This is a genomic window from Streptomyces sp. NPDC006643 (assembly GCF_042870175.1).
In the GTDB taxonomy this organism is placed as follows: Bacteria; Actinomycetota; Actinomycetes; order Streptomycetales; family Streptomycetaceae; genus Streptomyces.
The window spans coordinates 105,421-121,444 of record NZ_JBIAHA010000026.1 but is presented as its reverse complement, the minus strand read 5'-3'; the positions used below and the strand labels follow the sequence as shown (position 1 = coordinate 121,444).

Annotated in this window: 16 protein-coding genes; 3 read left to right on the top strand and 13 right to left on the bottom strand. The window is 72.0% G+C overall.

Going from position 1 to position 16,024, the window contains the following annotated elements; translation table 11 throughout:
- Positions 1 to 25: 25 nt before the first annotated feature.
- Positions 26 to 796, bottom strand: a complete 771-nt coding sequence (locus ACFYNU_RS30835) for an SGNH/GDSL hydrolase family protein (protein WP_356592724.1) — start codon at positions 794 to 796, stop codon at positions 26 to 28.
- A 196-nt stretch (positions 797 to 992) separates the two neighbouring features.
- On the opposite strand from ACFYNU_RS30835, the gene ACFYNU_RS30830 reads away from it, so the two are divergent.
- Positions 993 to 1,370: a DUF779 domain-containing protein gene (locus tag ACFYNU_RS30830; RefSeq protein WP_356592722.1), complete on the top strand. Its 378-nt coding sequence runs from the start codon at positions 993 to 995 to the stop codon at positions 1,368 to 1,370.
- Between the two features lie 305 nt (positions 1,371 to 1,675).
- Complete coding sequence (locus ACFYNU_RS30825) at positions 1,676 to 2,077, top strand: hypothetical protein (protein ID WP_356592720.1); 402 nt, start codon at positions 1,676 to 1,678, stop codon at positions 2,075 to 2,077.
- A gap of 30 nt (positions 2,078 to 2,107) precedes the next feature.
- On the opposite strand, the gene ACFYNU_RS30820 is transcribed toward ACFYNU_RS30825, so the two are convergent.
- The 12 genes from ACFYNU_RS30820 to ACFYNU_RS30765 form a co-directional block, all read right to left on the bottom strand.
- A complete protein-coding gene (locus tag ACFYNU_RS30820) occupies positions 2,108 to 2,302 on the bottom strand; it encodes a hypothetical protein (protein ID WP_356592718.1) in 195 nt (64 codons plus the stop codon).
- Between the two features lie 141 nt (positions 2,303 to 2,443).
- Positions 2,444 to 3,328, bottom strand: a complete 885-nt coding sequence (locus tag ACFYNU_RS30815) for a phosphatidylinositol-specific phospholipase C/glycerophosphodiester phosphodiesterase family protein (protein ID WP_356592716.1) — start codon at positions 3,326 to 3,328, stop codon at positions 2,444 to 2,446.
- Between the two features lie 129 nt (positions 3,329 to 3,457).
- Positions 3,458 to 4,120, bottom strand: coding sequence for an ATP-binding cassette domain-containing protein (locus ACFYNU_RS30810; RefSeq protein ID WP_356592714.1), 663 nt, complete (start codon positions 4,118 to 4,120; stop codon positions 3,458 to 3,460).
- A complete protein-coding gene (locus ACFYNU_RS30805) occupies positions 4,113 to 5,135 on the bottom strand; it encodes an ABC transporter ATP-binding protein (protein ID WP_388767816.1) in 1,023 nt (340 codons plus the stop codon). Before ACFYNU_RS30805 ends, ACFYNU_RS30810 begins: the two co-directional genes overlap by 8 nt.
- A complete protein-coding gene (locus ACFYNU_RS30800; RefSeq protein WP_356592712.1) occupies positions 5,132 to 6,067 on the bottom strand; it encodes an ABC transporter permease in 936 nt (311 codons plus the stop codon). The genes ACFYNU_RS30805 and ACFYNU_RS30800 overlap by 4 nt, the downstream gene beginning before the upstream one ends.
- A complete protein-coding gene (locus ACFYNU_RS30795) occupies positions 6,060 to 7,025 on the bottom strand; it encodes an ABC transporter permease (protein ID WP_356592710.1) in 966 nt (321 codons plus the stop codon). Before ACFYNU_RS30795 ends, ACFYNU_RS30800 begins: the two co-directional genes overlap by 8 nt.
- Positions 7,026 to 7,048: 23 nt before the next feature.
- The gene (locus ACFYNU_RS30790) at positions 7,049 to 8,647 is read right to left on the bottom strand and encodes an ABC transporter substrate-binding protein (protein WP_356592750.1); all 1,599 of its coding nucleotides are present in this window, start codon (positions 8,645 to 8,647) and stop codon (positions 7,049 to 7,051) included.
- Between the two features lie 110 nt (positions 8,648 to 8,757).
- Complete coding sequence (locus ACFYNU_RS30785) at positions 8,758 to 9,879, bottom strand: acyl-CoA dehydrogenase family protein (RefSeq protein WP_356592708.1); 1,122 nt, start codon at positions 9,877 to 9,879, stop codon at positions 8,758 to 8,760.
- A complete protein-coding gene (locus tag ACFYNU_RS30780; RefSeq protein ID WP_356592706.1) occupies positions 9,876 to 11,069 on the bottom strand; it encodes an acyl-CoA dehydrogenase family protein in 1,194 nt (397 codons plus the stop codon). Before ACFYNU_RS30780 ends, ACFYNU_RS30785 begins: the two co-directional genes overlap by 4 nt.
- 5 nt (positions 11,070 to 11,074) lie before the next feature.
- Positions 11,075 to 12,055 (bottom strand): NADPH:quinone oxidoreductase family protein, encoded by a 981-nt coding sequence (locus ACFYNU_RS30775; RefSeq protein ID WP_356592704.1) that lies wholly within the window; start codon positions 12,053 to 12,055, stop codon positions 11,075 to 11,077.
- Positions 12,056 to 12,099: 44 nt separating this feature from the next.
- Positions 12,100 to 13,215: a PP2C family protein-serine/threonine phosphatase gene (locus tag ACFYNU_RS30770; RefSeq protein ID WP_356592702.1), complete on the bottom strand. Its 1,116-nt coding sequence runs from the start codon at positions 13,213 to 13,215 to the stop codon at positions 12,100 to 12,102.
- Between the two features lie 128 nt (positions 13,216 to 13,343).
- A complete protein-coding gene (locus ACFYNU_RS30765) occupies positions 13,344 to 14,642 on the bottom strand; it encodes an alpha/beta fold hydrolase (protein ID WP_356592700.1) in 1,299 nt (432 codons plus the stop codon).
- Positions 14,643 to 14,815: 173 nt separating this feature from the next.
- On the opposite strand from ACFYNU_RS30765, the gene ACFYNU_RS30760 reads away from it, so the two are divergent.
- Positions 14,816 to 15,979: a betaine/proline/choline family ABC transporter ATP-binding protein gene (locus tag ACFYNU_RS30760; protein WP_356592698.1), complete on the top strand. Its 1,164-nt coding sequence runs from the start codon at positions 14,816 to 14,818 to the stop codon at positions 15,977 to 15,979.
- The last annotated feature ends 45 nt before the right edge of the window (positions 15,980 to 16,024 follow it).

Here is a 16,024-nt window from a genome sequence, read left to right as displayed (position 1 = left end):
CCGTTCTCGATCAATTTGATTTCAGTCAGCCCGTAATGGCGTTCAGGGCTGCCAGATATCCGTCCCTGTGCCCTTCGACATTCGGGTGGTAGGACTCGTTGATCTTGTCCCACTCCAGACTCGTGACCCATTCCGAACCACCCGAGCAGAGGGCGTGCGGGTCAAATGCGGGACGCGGGTCGAGGAAGGTGAATCCGGCCTCGGCCGCACGGCTCGCCATAATGTCGTTCAGTACGTCGGCCGCTGAATTCATGGCCGAACGCTCGGCGTCGCTGAGACCGAGGATTCCGCAGGAACCGCCGATCTTGTAGAGCCGCGGGTAGCCGACGATGACGACCTTGGCCGACGGGGCGGCGGCCCGCACCGCGCCGTAGGTCTGCGCGAGCGCCGGGGACAGCGCGCCCTGCGCGGCCTGCTTCGCCAGCTCGACACCGGCGATGCAGTCCGCGTCGTCGATGGTGAGGATGCAGTTCGTCAGGACATCGACGAAACCGACGTCGTTGCCTCCGACCTGCACCGTCACCAGTGTGGTGTCGGCGGTCAGCTGCGGTATCTGGGTGCTGACGACATCGGCCGTGGTGGCGCCGGAGCACGAGGCCTCGACGAAAGCGGTGTCCGCGTGCTGGGCGGCCCAGAGCCGCGGGTAGGTCAGCGGACCGCGCCGGCACGGGTCGTCGGGGTTGTCGTAGGTACGCGTACCGGGGGCGACCGCGTAGGAGTCGCCGATGGCGACGTACTTACCGGCCGCCTTCGGTGCCGCGGTCGCTGTGGGGGCTACGGTTGCGGCTACGACCATTGCCAGAAGTGCGGCGATGAGTGGTCTTTTCGAGCGCACGAGTACTTCTCCGATGAGTGGGGTCATGGACTCTATATAAATAGCACCACTTGGTGCCCCGCGGTATACCCGGTCATAAATTATCTGATGGCAATTCAGAAGACTGTCCCACGGGCACGCAACCTTCATGCAACGTTGGGTGCGTTCTACTGGCGGGATGAGTGAAGAAGAGACCGCGCGCGTGGAGGTGACACCCGCAGCCGCCGATCTGATTCGACAGCTGCGGGCGGACCACGGGCCGCTGATGTTCCATCAGTCCGGCGGCTGCTGCGACGGCAGCGCGCCCATGTGCTACCCGGCCGGTGAGTTCCGTACGGGGAACTCGGACGTGCTCCTGGAGTCCCTGGAGGTCGACGGCGTCACGGAGCCGGTGCCGTTCTGGATGTCGGTGAGCCAGTACGAGGCGTGGCGGCACACCCGGTTGATCGTCGATGTCGTGGCGGGGCGGGGCAGCGGCTTCTCGCTGGAGGCGCCGGAAGGGGTGCGGTTCCTGATCCGCTCCCGGGTGATCCGAGCCGAGCCGTACGGCGGGTGATCCGAGGCGTACGGCGGCGAGTCCCGGACTCGTACGGGGAGATCGGCTGGGCCGGTGGGGCGGCGACCGGACGGGCCGCGGTGTGGCCGCGCCACCCCCGCTGAGCAGGCGCTCCGGGGCGGATGGCGGTGCCGTCCCCGGCGGGGTCCGCGGCGGGATGCGCCCAACTGCCGACAGGACACGGGAGTCGGCGGGTGTTGTGCTTCCGGGGTGAGCCACCTCGGTTCCCCGTTCCGGCGGAATCCGTTGTCCGGCCCCTGCGCCGGGCAGCGCGGGCTCACCCTTCAGCAGACAGGGATTCCCTCATGACGCTTCGACGCATCGCCGCCACCGCTCTCGCCGCGCTCGCCCTGACCGTCGGTGCCACGGCCGGCGCCCAGGCCGACACCCGTACCACCGCCCCGAGTTCGGCCCTTCCCGATCCCGTCGCCTGCGCGGCGTCCACGACGGCCGCCGCCGCGTCCGCGGCCAACGCCGCCACCGCCGCCGATGTCGCCAAGGCCGACGCGGCCTCGTCCGCCGCCGCGGTCAAGGCCGTCGCCGCCGCCATCGCGGCGACCCAGCCCGCCGCCGCGCTCGCCGAGGCGGCAGCCACCGCGACGGAGGCCGCTGCCGCCGCCGTCACGTCCGCGAACGCGAGTGGAGCCGCGACCACGACGGCCGCCACCGCCACCCAGGCGGCCGTCACCGCCTGCGCGGTCGCCTGACGGCCGCCGCCCGGCGACCGGGGCCGGCGCTCAGGGCTGGAGGCTGCTCACCACGTCGGCCGTGGAGTTGATCCCGTCCTGGATGGTCGGCGCCATGCTGGTGCCCGCGAGGAAGAAGCCGAGCAGCACACAGACGGTCGCGTGCCACAGTTTGAGTCCGCTGTTGCGCACGAAGATCACGGTCAGAAGTGCCAGTAGCAGGATCACCGAGATCGAAATGGCCATCGCCAACCTCCTCCGCCGCGCCGGAATTGCGGCATTCGGCCGTCAGTCTGGCGGAGCGGAGGGGGCGTTCAGGCAACTGGCGTGTAGGCCGTACGGGTTGACTGCCGGTTGTTTTCCACCGGCGGGCCGACGGCCGGCCGGTCAGCGGTCGTGCTCGGCGAGGAAGCTCTCCAGGCCTGCCAGGTCGTCCGTGTTGAGGTGGTCGACCCCGGCCGCCAGCAGTTCGGACCACACGGCGTCGCGGGCGGGACCGGCCAGGTCGGGGGTCGCCCAGAACCGGACGCGCTGACCCCGGCGATGGGCGGCGCGGACGATGCGGTGCAGTTCGGCGCGCTCGGCGGCGGGGAACTCACCGACCCCCAGCCAGCTGAAGCTCGTGGTCCAGTTGGTGCTGATGAGCGGGATGAACGAGGCGCGCGCCGTGCTGCCGAGGTCTTCGAGCCGGCCGTCGTAGAAGGCGTACCGGGTCCGCTGCGCCTCCATCGGGACGCGGGCGGCGCGGTCGCCGGAGATGACCGGGGTGACGGCGCCGTACCGTACCGCGCCGTGCGAGTAGGTGCTCAGCATGGAGCGGTAGGCGCGCAGTTGGCGGTGCAGCTCCAGATAGGCGGCGACGCCGTCCGTCTTGATGTCGATGAGCAGCTGCACCGGCCGGTGGTTCCCCCGGTACACGGCGCCGCCGTTGGCCCGCACTCGGTCGCGCAGCGGATTGAGGTAGAGCGAGCGGAGCGTACGCGTCGGGTCGAGCGTCTCGGGCTCGTGGGCGACCAGCAACTCGCCGTCGACCAGGAAGACATCGGCCTCGACGCTGGTGAAGCGGTGCGACAGCGCGTCGTGCAAGGGCCTCTCGTGCAGATAGTCGTTGTGCGCGTGGGCGCGGCGCAGCGGCTGGTGGCCGCCGCCCCGCCCCGTGGCGAGGGCCGCCGGCTGGGGGCCGTCGGCGTGGGCGTACGAGGGTATGGCGACGGCTCCGGCGAACGCGGCGGCGAAGGTGGTCACCGCTCTGCGTCGGGTGGTGAGGGCCATGATGTCTCCGAAGTCTGGGGGGACGGGGCTACGGCGGACACGACGACCTAGGACCTCGCCTGGTATCCACTGCCACAAACCTCAAGAGACAAGGGCTTACGCACTGTTCGGCGACCCGTCGGCTGTGATTCAGACAGCCTCGGCGATCTCCGGCCAGCGGACCGTACGGTCGCACCAGCGCTCCAGCAGCACCCGGTCGTGGCCGACGGCCAGCAGCCCGGCGCCCTGGGCGCTCCGGTACTCCTCGACCACCGTGACCAGCGCGGCGGTGGTCGACGCGTCGAGCATCGCGGTCATCTCGTCGCAGACCAGCCAGCGCGGGCGCAGCACCAGCGCGCGGGCGAGACAGGCGCGTTGGAGCTGGCCGTCGCTGACCTCGTGCGGCCGACGGCCGAGCAGGTCGTCGGTGAGTCCGACCGTGTGCGCCAACTCCCCCACCCGGTCGGCCACTTCGTCCCGTCGTCCGCCCGCGCGCAGCGGCTCGGCGATCAGATCGCTCAGCCGCAGCCGGGGGTCGGCCGACAGCCTGGGCTGCTGGAAGACGACCCCGATCGCGGTGCGTTGGGCCTTGGGGGCGCGATGGCGCCAGCCGGTGGCGCGTTCGCCGTCGAGGGTGACGGTGCCCGCGTCGGGGCGGTGCAGCAGGGCGGCGACGCGGGCGAGGGTCGACTTGCCGCAGCCGCTGGGGCCGAGGAGTCCCACCGACTCGCCGGGGGCGACGGTGAGGGACGCGCCTTTGACGACGGGGGCGCCGCGTCCGTATCCGGCGGTGATGCCGAGGAGTTCAAGCATCGACGCGCTCCTCGGCGTGATGGCAGGCGACCGCCCGGCCGGGGCCCGGGGTCAGGGCGGGCGGGGTGGCGCAGATCTCGGTGGCGCGCGGGCAGCGGGCGGCGAAGGCGCACCCGGCGGGGAGATCGCCCAGCTCGGGCGGCATACCGGGGATTGCGGTGAACTTCCGCTCGGGCAGGGCGTCGAGCAGACCGCGCGCGTAGGGGTGGCGCGGGCCGTCGCCGCCGAAGAAGCCTGCCGCTGGGCCGAGTTCGACGATCCGGCCCGCGTACATGACGGCCACCCGGTCGGCGATCCGCTCGGCCGCCGCCAGGTCGTGGGTGATCATCAGCAGGGCACGGCCGTCGTCGGTGTGGCGGCGCAGTTCGTCGGCCGTACGGTCGACGAGTTCCCGGTCGAGTCCGGTGGTCGGCTCGTCGGCCAGCAGCAGCGGGGCGTCGCCGATGAGGGCGAGCGCGGTCGCGGCGCGCTGTGCGAGTCCGCCGGAGAGTTCGTGCGGGTAGCGGTCGAGATGGTCGGCGGGGTACGCCGCGCGTTCGGCGGCGGCCTCGGCGGCCTTGGCGAGTACGGGCCCCCGGTCGCCGGTCAACTCGCGTAGCGCCTCCACCAGTTGGGACCGTACGGTCCGTACGGGGGTGAGGTGGGCGGCCGGGCTCTGCGGTACGAGGCCGATGCGCCGGCCCCGTACCGTACGCGCCAGGGTCCGTTCGTCGGCGGCGAGCAGGTCCACGGGCGGGCCGCTGCCGCCGAGCAGGGCGGACCCGGTGGTCTGCGCGTTGCCGGGGAGCAGTCCGAGGAGCGCCGAGGCGAGGACGGACTTGCCGCAGCCGCTCTCGCCGACGAGCGCGAGGCACTCCCCCGCGGCGAGAGCGAAGGTGGCGTCGGTGACGGCCGCGATGTGCCGGCCGCCGCGCATCCGGAAGCGGACGCCGAGGCCGCGTACGGAGAGAACGGGCGACGGGACGGCGGACGTGGCGGGCGTGGAGGTCTCCGCCGGGGGCGCGGGCGTGGTCACAGCATCAGCTCCGATCGGCGGCGGGGATTGATCCGCTCGCGCCACACGCCGGCGAGCCCGGCGATGGCGAGGGTCGGGACGATCAGGAACAGCCCGGGGAAGAGCGTGGGCCACCAGTCGCCGGCCAGCAGCGAACCGCGCGCCGTCTGTACGAGATTGCCGAGGCTCGCCTGATGGCTGGGCAGCCCGAGGCCGAGGAAGGAGAGCGCCGACTCGTGCCACATGGCGTGCGGCACCATCAGTACGGCGGCGAGGCCCGCCTGCGGCAGTACCCCGGGCAGCAGATGGCGCACCGTGATCCGCCATCGCGAGGAGCCGCCGGAGATCGCGGCGTCCACATAGGGGCGGGAGCGCAGCGACAGGACCTCGGAGCGGACGATGCGGGCGGTGGAGAGCCAGTGGGTGAGGGCGACCGACACGATCACCGGCCAGACGCCGGGGCGGAACATCGCGACGATGAAGATGCCGAGGAGCAGATGCGGCACCGAGGAGAAGGTGTCGACGAGCCGCATGACGACACGGTCGGTCCAGCCGCCGAAGGCCGCGGCGGCGGCGCCGACGGCCGTACCGATGACGGTGGCCACGAGCGCGGCGACCAGTCCGACGAGCAGCGAGACGCGCAACCCGTACACGCAGCGCAGGAGCAGATCGCGGCCGACGTCGTCGGTGCCGAACGGGTGGGCCAGGGACGGCGGTTGGAGCTTGAGCGCGAGGTCGACGGCCTGCTCGTCCAGTTGGACGACGGGCGGGACGATCAGCACGGCCAGTGCGACCGCGACGACGACGACGGCCGAGGTGACGGCGCGCACGGAGCGTGTCGAGCGGCGGCTGCGTCCGCGCGAGCGCCATACCGCGCCGGGCGGGGCGGCCCTGGTGCCGGTGGTGTCCGTGCCGGTGGTGCCGGTCGTGTCCGTGCCGGTGGTGTCAGCCATCGAAGCCCACCCTCGGGTCGGCGAGTCCGTACAGCAGGTCGGAGAGCAGATTGCCGAGGAGCACGGCCGCCGTGGCGAGCACGGTGAGCGCCGCCAGCAGCGGGAAGTCCACGGATGTCGCCGCCTCGACGGTGGCCGCCGCGATGCCCGGCCAGCTGAAGACGGTCTCGATCAGCAGCGCGCCGGTGATGAGTTCGGGGACGCGTGAGCCGATGAGGGTGAGCATCGGCAGCATCCCGGAGCGCCAGGCGTGACCGACGAGCACGGTGCGCTCGCTCAGTCCCCGGGCGCGTGCCCCGCGTACGGGGTCCTCCTCCAGCGCGTCGGCGACCCCCTGTCGTACGTAGAGGTAGAACCACGGCATCTGGGAGACACCGAGCACGGCGGCCGGCAGCACCAGGTGCGAGGCGACCTGGCCGAAGGTGACGATGTCGCTCCCCGAGTCGGTGAGTCCGCCTGCGGGCAGGACGCCCAGCCGCAGGGCGAAGAACCAGATCGCGAGCAGCCCCAGCCAGAACGCGGGCGCGGCCTCCAGGGTGTACGCGGCCGAGCTGACGCAGCGGTCGAGCCAGCCGCCGGGGCGGCGGGCGGCGGCGACACCGAGCGCGGTGCCGAGCAGGATCGCGAGGACGAAGGCGGTGGTGGCCAGGAGCACGGACCAGCCGAGGCGTTCGGTGATCACGTCGGCGACCGGTCTGCGCATGACGCTGGAGTCGCCGAGATCGCCGGTGACGGCCGAGGTCAGCCACTCCCACCAGCGCGGGACGAGTGCCTGGTCGACGCCGAGGTTGGCGCGCAGTTGGTCGAGGGTCTCCTGCGAGGCGGAGAGTCCGGCGGTGCCGGCGTACGCCTTGACGGGGTCGAACGGTGAGGCGGCGGCCACGGCGAAGACGCCGAAGGTGACGACCAGCAGGACGGGGGCGGCGAACAGCATCCGCCGCCCCGTCATCCGGGCCATCGCCCCCCACGGGAGGCGGCGGCTCACGGCGTGCGGGCCCACTGCTCGATGTTCCACCAGGGGCCGGACGCGAGTCCGTGGTCGTGCGGTTCGACCTGGGTGGTGAGGGTGCCCCAGGTGTCGTTCACGACGTAGATGTGGTCGATGTGGGTGAGGAAGGTGTAGCCGGGGTCCTTGGCCAACTCCCGCTGGACGGTGTCGTACGCGGCCTTGCGTGCGGCCTTCTCCCCGCTCTCGCGGCCGGTGTCGAGCGCCTTGTCGACGGCCGGGTTGTCGTACCAGGCCATGTTGTTGAAGCCGTCCCCGGCGAGGCCGGAGTTGAGGAGGCCGAACTGGTCGAAGTCCGGGTCGCCGGGGGCTCCGCCGCCCGCCAGGACCGCGTCCGTCCTCATCCGCGGCTCGATGACCTCCCAGGTCCCGGCCTGGGTCTTGATGTCGATGCCGGCCTTCTTGGCGTCGGAGGCATAGGCGAGGGCGTGGTCCTGGCGGAGCTTGTCGCCGGTCAGATACCAGAGCGGGAAGCTCGCGCGTACGCCGTCCTTGGTACGGATGCCGTCCTCGCCGGCCCGCCAGCCCGCCTCGTCGAGGATCTTCCGGGCCCGCGCGAGGTCGTGCGGGCGCTCGGTGCCCTTGGCGAACCATTCGCTGTCGGTGGGGACGGGACCGTAGGCGGCCCTGCCCGCGCCGTCGAGGATCTTGTCGACCATGGTCTCGCGGTCGACGGCGACGTCGAGCGCGCGGCGTACGGCGGTGTCGCCCGCGACCTTGTTGTGCGTCGGCAGGGTGACGGTGCGGTAGTCGTACGTCGTGGCGGCGTACGTCTTCCTGCCCTTGTCGTTCTCGAAGCCCTTGGCGAGGTTCGGCGGCAGGATCGCGCCGTCGAGGTCACCGGCGCGCAGCCGGGTGGCGCGTACGTCGTCGTCCTTGATGATCGCCATGGTGAACTTCTTCACCTCGGCCTCGCCGCCCCAGTAGTCGGGGTTGGCCTTGAAGCTGATCTTCTCGCCCTTGGACCAGTTGGTCAGCAGATACGGCCCGGTGCCGACCGGTTTGCTGGTGAAGGGCCCGGAGTTGACGTCCTGCTTGCCCGCGATGTGCTCCGGCGCGATGGGGAGCACGGTCCGCTGGGCGAACGGCGCGTAGGGGTACTTGAGGGTGAAGACGACGGTGTTCGCGTCCTTCGCGGTGACGTCCTCGATGGCCGCGAGTTCGGTCTTGGACGGGTTGCTGGTCCCGGCGTCCAGGATGGTGCGGTAGGTGAAGACGACGTCCGCCGCGCTGAAGGGCTTGCCGTCGCTGAACTTCACGTCGTCGCGCAGCCGGTAGGTGTAGGTCATGCCGTCGGCGGCGACCTCGGGAAGCGCGGAGGCGAGCGCGGGCTTCAGATTCATGTCTCCGTCGACGGCGAGCAGACCGTCGAAGAGTTTGGAGTTGCCGTCCTTGCCGTAGCCGAGCAGCGGGCTGAGGCTGTCCGGCTCGTAGGCGATCCCGACGACGGCGGACTCCTGGTCCCCACCGCCGTCGCCGGAGCCGCTGTCCGGGTTCGAGCAGGCCACGGCGGTGAGGGCCAGCGAACCGGCCAGCGCCGCCGCGACCGTGCCACGTATCGAACGGGCGGTCATGGATTCCACACCCCTACTGAAGATCACACGTTATTGCGAACGACTCGCAATTAAACAGTATGTAAAGGGGTGCTTGTCCAGGTGGTATCCCGGTCGAAGGGCGGCCGGAACTACCGCGTCGGGGCTCCGGGGGCCGGCAGTCCGGTGAGCGCCGCGAGGCTGTCGCGGTGCGCTCCGGTCGAACCCAGCGCGATCTCATCGGACTTGGCCCGCTTGAGATACAGATGCGCCGGGTGCTCCCAGGTCATCCCGATGCCGCCGTGGAGCTGGACGCACTCCTCGGCCGCGTGCACGGCGACCCGGCCGCAGTACGCCTGGGCGACGGCCACCGCGAGGGGTGCGCCGGGGCTGTCGGTGGCCAGCGCGTCGGCGGCGGCGCGGGCGGCGGCGCGGGCCGAGACGACCTCCAGCCACAGCTGTGCCATCCGGTGCTTGAGTGCCTGGAAGGAGCCGATGGGACGGTTGAACTGGTGCCGTTCGCGGGTGTGCCGCACCGACTCGGTCAAACACCATTCGGCGAGGCCGAGTTGTTCGGAGGCGAGCAGCCCTGCACCGGCCAGCAGTCCGCGTCGTACGGCGGCCTCGGCCGCGTCCCGGTCGGCGAGCCGGGTCCCGGCGGCGAGGGCGGTACCGGTCACGGTGACGGTGGACAGCGGGCGCGTCAGGTCGAGCGGGGTCTGCGCCCGGACGGTGACGCCGGGCGCCGACGTCCCGACCGCGTACAGCCCGTCGGCGGCGAGGACGAGCAGGACGTCGGCGGTCGCGGCGTCGGCGACGGCCCTGACCGGGCTTCCGGGAGCCGTGCCCGGCAGGGGGGCGCCCGGTCCGGTGGAGAGCGGGACGGCGAGGACGGCGACGGTACGGGCCTCGGCCAGCGCGCGGAGCAGCTTGGCGCTGTCCGGACCGCAGGCGAGCAGCGTCTGGGTCGCGATCACCGAACTGGTCAGATACGGCACGGGAGTCACCGCCCGGCCCAGCTCCTCCAGCACCACCGCCGCCTCGCGATGGCCTGCGCCCTGGCCGCCGAGCGCTTCCGGTACGAGCAGCCCCGCCGCGCCGATCCCGGCGGCCAGCGAGGTCCACAGGACGGGGTCGTACGGGGCGCCGGACTCGGCGCGGGCGAGCGCGGTGGGAACATCGCCGCGGTCGGTGAGCAGGGACCGTACGGCGGCGCGCAGGTCGTCCTCCGCCTCGGAGTACAGCAGGTCGGGCGCGTCCTCGGGGCCGCTCATCGGGTGAGGTCCTTCCATGCGACGTCCTTGTCGTCGCGCGGCTCGGCGGGCAGGCCGAGGACGCGTTCGGCGACGATGTTCAGCAGTACCTCGCTCGTACCGCCCTCGATGGAGTTGCCCTTCGAGCGCAGATAGCGGTAGCCGGCCTCCCGGCCGGTGAAGTCGACCAGCTCGGGGCGGCGCATCGTCCAGTCGTCGTACAACAGGCCCTCGTCACCGAGCAGTTCGACTTCGAGTCCGCTGATCTCCTGGTTGAGCCGGGCGAACGACAGCTTCAGGCCCGAGCCTTCGGGTCCGGGCCGGCCCACGGCGAGTTGCTGGCGCAGCCGTTCACCGGTCAGGCGCGCCACCTCGGCGTCCACCCAGAGGGTGAGCAGCCGCTGGTGCAGCTCATGGGTGCGCAGGTCGGGGCGTTCGCGCCAGGTCCGGGAGACCGGGCCGATCATGCCGCCCTCGCGCGGCAGCCGGGCGCCGCCGATCGAGACACGTTCGTTCATGAGGGTGGTCCTGGCGACCTGCCAGCCGTCGCCGACCGCGCCGAGCCGGTGGGCGTCGGGGATCCGGACGTCGGTGAGGAAGACCTCGTTGAACTCGGCCTCGCCGGTTATCTGGCGCAGCGGCCGGACGTCGACGCCGGGGTCGGTCATGTCGCAGATGAAGTAGCTGATGCCCCGGTGCTTGGGCAGGGCGGGGTCGGTACGGGCGATGAGGATGGCCCAGCGTGCGAGATGGGCGCTGGAGGTCCACACCTTCTGACCGTTGACGATCCAGTCGCCGGCGCCGTCACCGTCGCCGCCCCGCACCGCGCGGGTCCCCAGCGCGGCGAGGTCGGACCCGGCGCCCGGCTCGCTGAACAGCTGGCACCAGACCTCCTCCCCCACCCACAGGGGCCGCAGGAAGCGGCGCTTCTGCTCCTCGGTGCCGAATCCGAGGATGGTGGGCGCGGCCATCCCGAGACCGATGCCGATACGGCGCGGGTCGTTGTCGGGCGCGCCGGCGGCGGCCAGTTCGGCGTCCACGACGGATTGCAGGGAGCGCGGGGCGTCGAGCCCGCCGAGGCCGGCCGGGAAGTGCACCCAGGCGAGCCCGGCGTCGAAGCGGGCCTTCAGGAAGTCGGTCGGTGCCGTGCCGGCCGGCGGGTGCGCGTCGAGCAAGTCCCTGGTACGGCTTCGCAGTTCGGTGGCGTCCATGGCGCTCACCGGTCGCCCGCCCCCGGCGCCGGGGCCGGGATCACGACCAGCCGGCCGGTGGTGGTGCCGTCGGCCAGGCGCTGGACGGCCGACGCGGCGTCCGCCATCGCCACCCGCTCGCTGACGAGCGGCTTGACGACGCCCTTGGCCGCGAGGTCCGTCAGCTCCTGGTGGCAGCGGCGGATCGCGGCGGGATCCTTCTGGTTGTACAGGCCCCAGTGCAGACCCACGATCGAGTAGTTCTTCACCAGCGCGTGATTGAGCGCCGGGGCCGGGATGGCACCGCTGGCGAAGCCGATGACGAGGATGCGGCCCTCGAAGGCGACGCACTTGGTGGACTTGGTGTACGCGTCGCCGCCGACGGGGTCGTACACGACGTCCGCGCCGCGCCCGCCGGTGTGGTCCTTCACGGCGGCGACGATGTCGTCGGTGCGCCGGTCGATGACGTGGTCGCAGCCCAACTCCCGTGCCACGCGCACCTTGTCCTCGCCGCCCGCCACGCCGATGACGGTGGCGCCCGCGGCCTTGCCGAGCTGGACGGCCGCGCTGCCGACGCCTCCGGCGGCGGCGTGCACGAGCAGCGTCTCGCCCGGCTGGAGGCGCGCCCTGCGGTGGAGTCCGAACCAGCCCGTCTGGTAGCCGATGTGCAGGGCCGCGGCCTCGGCGTCGTCGAGGGCGTCGGGCGCGGGAAGCACCGCGGCCTCGTCGGCGACGACGTACTCGGCGAGTCCGCCGTGGGGCAGGGCGGGGGTCGCGATGACCCGGCGTCCGTCCTCGGTCTCCCCGCAGATCTCGACGCCGGGGGTGAAGGGCAGCGGCGGGCGGACCTGGTACTGGCCCCGGCAGAGCAGTGCGTCGGGGAAGTTGAGGCCGGCCGCGAGGACCTTCAGCAGGAGCGAGCCGTCGCCCGGTGCGGGCGGGTCCACCTCGTCCAGCCGCATCACCTCGCCCGGCTCGCCGTTCCGGTGCACTCGCCATGCCTGCATTCGGGGGCCTCCACCTGAGGGGTCGGGATGCGCTCCCTCGCATACTAAGCAGTCGCTTGCCTCCTGTGAACAGGTTCACCGGCTCCGTCCCGCGCGACGGCGAGCACCGCCATGTCGTCGCTCCGTTTCCCCTTGGTCCACCGGGCGACCGACGAGAACAGGGCCGCGATCAGCTGCTCCGGATCCCGGTCGGGGACCGGTTTGAGATCACTGACGGGATCGAAGAAGCTCCCTGCGGCGTTCCGTGCCTCGGTCACGCCGTCCGTGACGCAGAGCAGGGTGGCGCCGGTGGGGAAGTCGTACGTGTGGGAACCGCCGATGCTGGGCGCGAGGTTCCGCATCCCGAGCGGGGGCGTCGCCTGGCCGGTGTCCAGTTCACGTACCTCGCCGTCCTGGACGAGATAGGGGGCGGGATGGCCGCAGTTCAGCAGCCGCAGGGTGGTGCCGGGCCGGTTGATCTCGATCAGCAGGGCGGTCGCGAAGGCCTCGCCGGTGTCGACGCCGAACGGGTCGGCGTAGTGCTCGGCGGACCGGGTCACGGCCCGGTCGAGTCGCTCCGCGAGCCCTTCCAGGTCGGCCTCGGACTCGGCGCGCTCACGGAAGGCGCCGACGATGATGGAGACGGCGGAGACCGCGCCGAGGCCCTTGCCGCGTACGTCGGCGATGAGCAGCCGCAGACCGAAGGGCGTCTCCTCCACGGCGTAGAGGTCGCCGCCGATCCGGGCGACGGTGTTCGCCGCCTCGTAACGGCAGGCGACGGTCATCGGGCCGACGATCTTGGGCAGCGGTGGCAGAACGGCCCGTTGCAACTGCTCGGCGGTGGATCTGACCACGGAGAACTTGGCGCTCTGGCTGTCGAGCATGCGCCGGACGGCCAGTGCGAGAGCAGAGGCGATCACGATCTCCGCGACCTGCACGGCGGCGGACGCGTAGCCGTGGTGGGCCTCGAACGCGGAGATGCCCGTGAGCGCGAGACCGACGGCCACGACCAGCACCGTGTAGCGGAACGTGCCGCTGATGGCCGCCGCCATGCCGGCGACGGCGATGAGCGCGGCGCCGCTGACGATCTTGGGAGTCACCAGTTCGAGACCGACGGAACCCACCAGCAGCACCGGGGGCAACCAGGGGTACTGCTGAAGGCGGGAATGCCCCTGGTCCATGTCATCGGTCCTTCGCTGCCGAGCCCGTCTCCCCGTCCCGCCACCACATCACGAGAACAACACATTCACCGGGCTACGAAACCCGTCAAAACCAACAAACAGGGTGACCCGCCAACCGGGGCGCCCGGTCAGATCTCGTCACGCGCCAGGCCGAGCAGCCGGTCGAGCACCTTCGGGCCCGAGACCCGGACGCCGTCGTGCTCGTACTCGTCGGTGACCCAGGTACGCAGCCCCCGGATGCCGCGCGCCGTCTCCAGCGCGTGGCCGGTGTCGACGTACATGTCGTCGTGGTAGACGGCGGCGGCGACCGGGACCTCGTTGGCGGCGAGCCGGGCGGGGTCGTACAGCGCGGGCCAGTCCCGGCGCCCCGCCAGCAGTTCGGCGGCCTCGCGCAGCGGGCGCAGCGCGGGGTCGGCGGTGAAGTGCCACGGGTGGATCGTCTCGCCGGTGAAGAGCAGCGGGCCGTCCCCGGCCGGCGTCCGCCCCGCGTCGAACTGCGGGAACTCCGCGCGTACCCGCTCGGCCGACCAGGCGGTGGGGCGGCCGTCCTGGGCGTAGATCGCCTCGTGGACCAGCGCGTACAGAGGATGGCCGGCGAACGAGAGCTGCGCCGCCACCGCCTCCTGGAAGGCGTCGGACAGCTCGGTGCCGCCGGGGGTGGGCACGAAGGCGTTCTCCAGCAGATGGTGCAGCTGGTGGGTGCCGGAGCCGGTGCCGAGGAGGATGCCGAGCGACTGGAAGGCCTCGACCGTCAGCGTGTAGCCGCCCGGCAGCACGGTGGGGTGCTCGGCGATGTGTCCGGCGATACGGCGGGCCCGTTCGACGTCCTGCGGGTAGCGGGCGTAGTGCGCGGCGACCTTGCGTTCGATCCGCGGATAGGCGGCGCGGTAGACGTCGTCGGGGCCGCCGTGCAGCGTGGGCAGCCCGCCGGTGATCAGTACGGTGGCCAGGCCCTCGGGCGCGTCGGAGAGATAGCGGACGGCGCAGAAGCCGCCGAAGCTCTGGCCGAGCACGGTCCACGGGGCGCCGCCGGTCAGCTGCGGGCGGATCGCCTCGCAGTCGCGCACGATGTTGTCGGACCTGAACAGGGCGAGATGGTCCGCCTGTTCCCGGGGGCCGCCGCGCAGCGGGAGGGTCTGGCGGTTGAGCGGGGTGGAGGCGCCGGTGCCGCGCTGGTCGAGGAGGAGCACCCGGAACTCTTCGAGGGCCCGGCCGAGCCAGGCCTGGCGGCCGATGAGACGGCGGGCGCCGAAGCCGGGGCCGCCCTCCAGATAGACGAGCCAGGGCAGGTCGGCGTCGGTCTTCGAGAGGGCGACGGCCTCGCGGCCGTACAGCTCGATCCGCTCCCCCGAAGGGTTGGCGTGGTCCAGCGGGACCGAGAAGCGGTGGTCGGTGAAGGCGACGCCGGACTGGCGGTAGCTGGGCAAAGGGGCTCCTGGTTCGGGTCTCTGGCGGTGTCTGACAGCCTTCGGCGGTCTCTGACGGTCTCCGGCGGTCTCTGGCGGCTCTGGCGGTCTCTGGCGGCTCTGGCGGTGTGTGCTCGCGGCCGTTCGGCCGCCGTCCGTGTGCGCGGGCGGGTGCCCCCTCCTAGCGTTGGTCCATGATCCGGTTCGAGCAGGTCAGCAAGGTCTACCCAGACGGTACGACGGCCGTCGACGGACTGTCCTTCGAGGTACGCGAAGGCGAGCTGGTCACGCTGGTCGGACCGTCCGGCTGTGGCAAGACGACCACGATGATGATGGTGAACCGGCTGATCGAGCCGACGTCGGGCCGGATCCTCGTCGAGGACGAGGACATCTCCGGTGTCGACCCGGTGAGGCTGCGCCGCCGGATCGGCTATGTGATCCAGCAGGTCGGGCTCTTCCCGCACCGTACGGTCCTCGACAACACGGCGACCGTGCCGGTCCTGCTCGGCTGGAAGAAGCCGAAGGCACGCGAGCGGGCGGCGGAGCTGCTGGATCTGGTGGGGCTGGACCCGAAGGTGTACGGGCCGCGCCATCCCGCGCAGTTGTCGGGCGGGCAGCGTCAACGGGTGGGGGTGGCACGGGCGTTGGCGGCCGATCCGCCGGTGCTGCTGATGGACGAGCCGTTCGGCGCGGTCGACCCGGTGACGCGTGAGCGGCTCCAGAACGAATTCCTCAACCTCCAGGCCACCGTGCGCAAGACGGTGCTGATGGTGACGCACGACATCGAGGAGGCCGTGCGGATGGGCGACCGTATCGCGGTGTACGGGCAGGGGCGTATCGAGCAGTTCGACAGTCCGGGGGCGGTCCTCGGGACACCGGCCACCCCGTACGTCGCGCGATTCGTGGGCGCCGACCGGGGGTTGAAGCGCCTCGCGGTCACCACGATCGAACCGGCCGACCTGGAGCAGCCGCCGGTGGCCCGGCTCGACGAGCCCGCCGCGGGCGCGGCGCGGCGGCTGCGCGAGGCGGGCGCCAACTGGGCGGTGGTGCTGGGCGGCGGCGGTGAGCTGCACGGCTGGGTGTCCGCGGACGCGCTGGCGGGCGCGGACGACCGGGGCACGGTGGGTGATCTGGCGCGGCGGATGGAGGCATGGGTGCCGGTCGGGGCGCCGCTGAAGCAGGCGTTCAGCGAGATGCTTCAGCATGACGCGGGGTGGGTGGCGGTGGTGGACGGATCGCGGTTCGCGGGCGTGCTGACCCCGGCGAAGCTGCACGAGGCGCTGCGCCGGTCGGTGGACGCGGACGCGCACGGGATCGCGCGCGACGAGGTCGACTTCGACTCGGTGTCCGACGCGTAGCCGGGGGCCGGGCCGCGGGATGGCGCGGCCCGGCCTCCCGGCCGG

Excerpts from the sequence above, each read along its gene's own strand:
- ACFYNU_RS30810 (WP_356592714.1), bottom strand. The coding sequence starts at position 4,120 with ATGCTTGAACTCCTCGGCATCACCGCCGGATACGGACGCGGCGCCCCC.
- ACFYNU_RS30800 (WP_356592712.1), bottom strand. The coding sequence starts at position 6,067 with ATGGCTGACACCACCGGCACGGACACGACCGGCACCACCGGCACGGAC.
- ACFYNU_RS30795 (WP_356592710.1), bottom strand. The coding sequence starts at position 7,025 with ATGGCCCGGATGACGGGGCGGCGGATGCTGTTCGCCGCCCCCGTCCTG.
- ACFYNU_RS30830 (WP_356592722.1), top strand. The coding sequence starts at position 993 with ATGAGTGAAGAAGAGACCGCGCGCGTGGAGGTGACACCCGCAGCCGCC.
- ACFYNU_RS30790 (WP_356592750.1), bottom strand. The coding sequence starts at position 8,647 with ATGACCGCCCGTTCGATACGTGGCACGGTCGCGGCGGCGCTGGCCGGT.
- ACFYNU_RS30815 (WP_356592716.1), bottom strand. The coding sequence starts at position 3,328 with ATGGCCCTCACCACCCGACGCAGAGCGGTGACCACCTTCGCCGCCGCG.
- ACFYNU_RS30760 (WP_356592698.1), top strand. The coding sequence starts at position 14,816 with ATGATCCGGTTCGAGCAGGTCAGCAAGGTCTACCCAGACGGTACGACG.
- ACFYNU_RS30775 (WP_356592704.1), bottom strand. The coding sequence starts at position 12,055 with ATGCAGGCATGGCGAGTGCACCGGAACGGCGAGCCGGGCGAGGTGATG.
- ACFYNU_RS30825 (WP_356592720.1), top strand. The coding sequence starts at position 1,676 with ATGACGCTTCGACGCATCGCCGCCACCGCTCTCGCCGCGCTCGCCCTG.
- ACFYNU_RS30785 (WP_356592708.1), bottom strand. The coding sequence starts at position 9,879 with ATGAGCGGCCCCGAGGACGCGCCCGACCTGCTGTACTCCGAGGCGGAG.
- ACFYNU_RS30835 (WP_356592724.1), bottom strand. The coding sequence starts at position 796 with ATGGTCGTAGCCGCAACCGTAGCCCCCACAGCGACCGCGGCACCGAAG.
- ACFYNU_RS30820 (WP_356592718.1), bottom strand. The coding sequence starts at position 2,302 with ATGGCCATTTCGATCTCGGTGATCCTGCTACTGGCACTTCTGACCGTG.
- ACFYNU_RS30770 (WP_356592702.1), bottom strand. The coding sequence starts at position 13,215 with ATGGACCAGGGGCATTCCCGCCTTCAGCAGTACCCCTGGTTGCCCCCG.
- ACFYNU_RS30780 (WP_356592706.1), bottom strand. The coding sequence starts at position 11,069 with ATGGACGCCACCGAACTGCGAAGCCGTACCAGGGACTTGCTCGACGCG.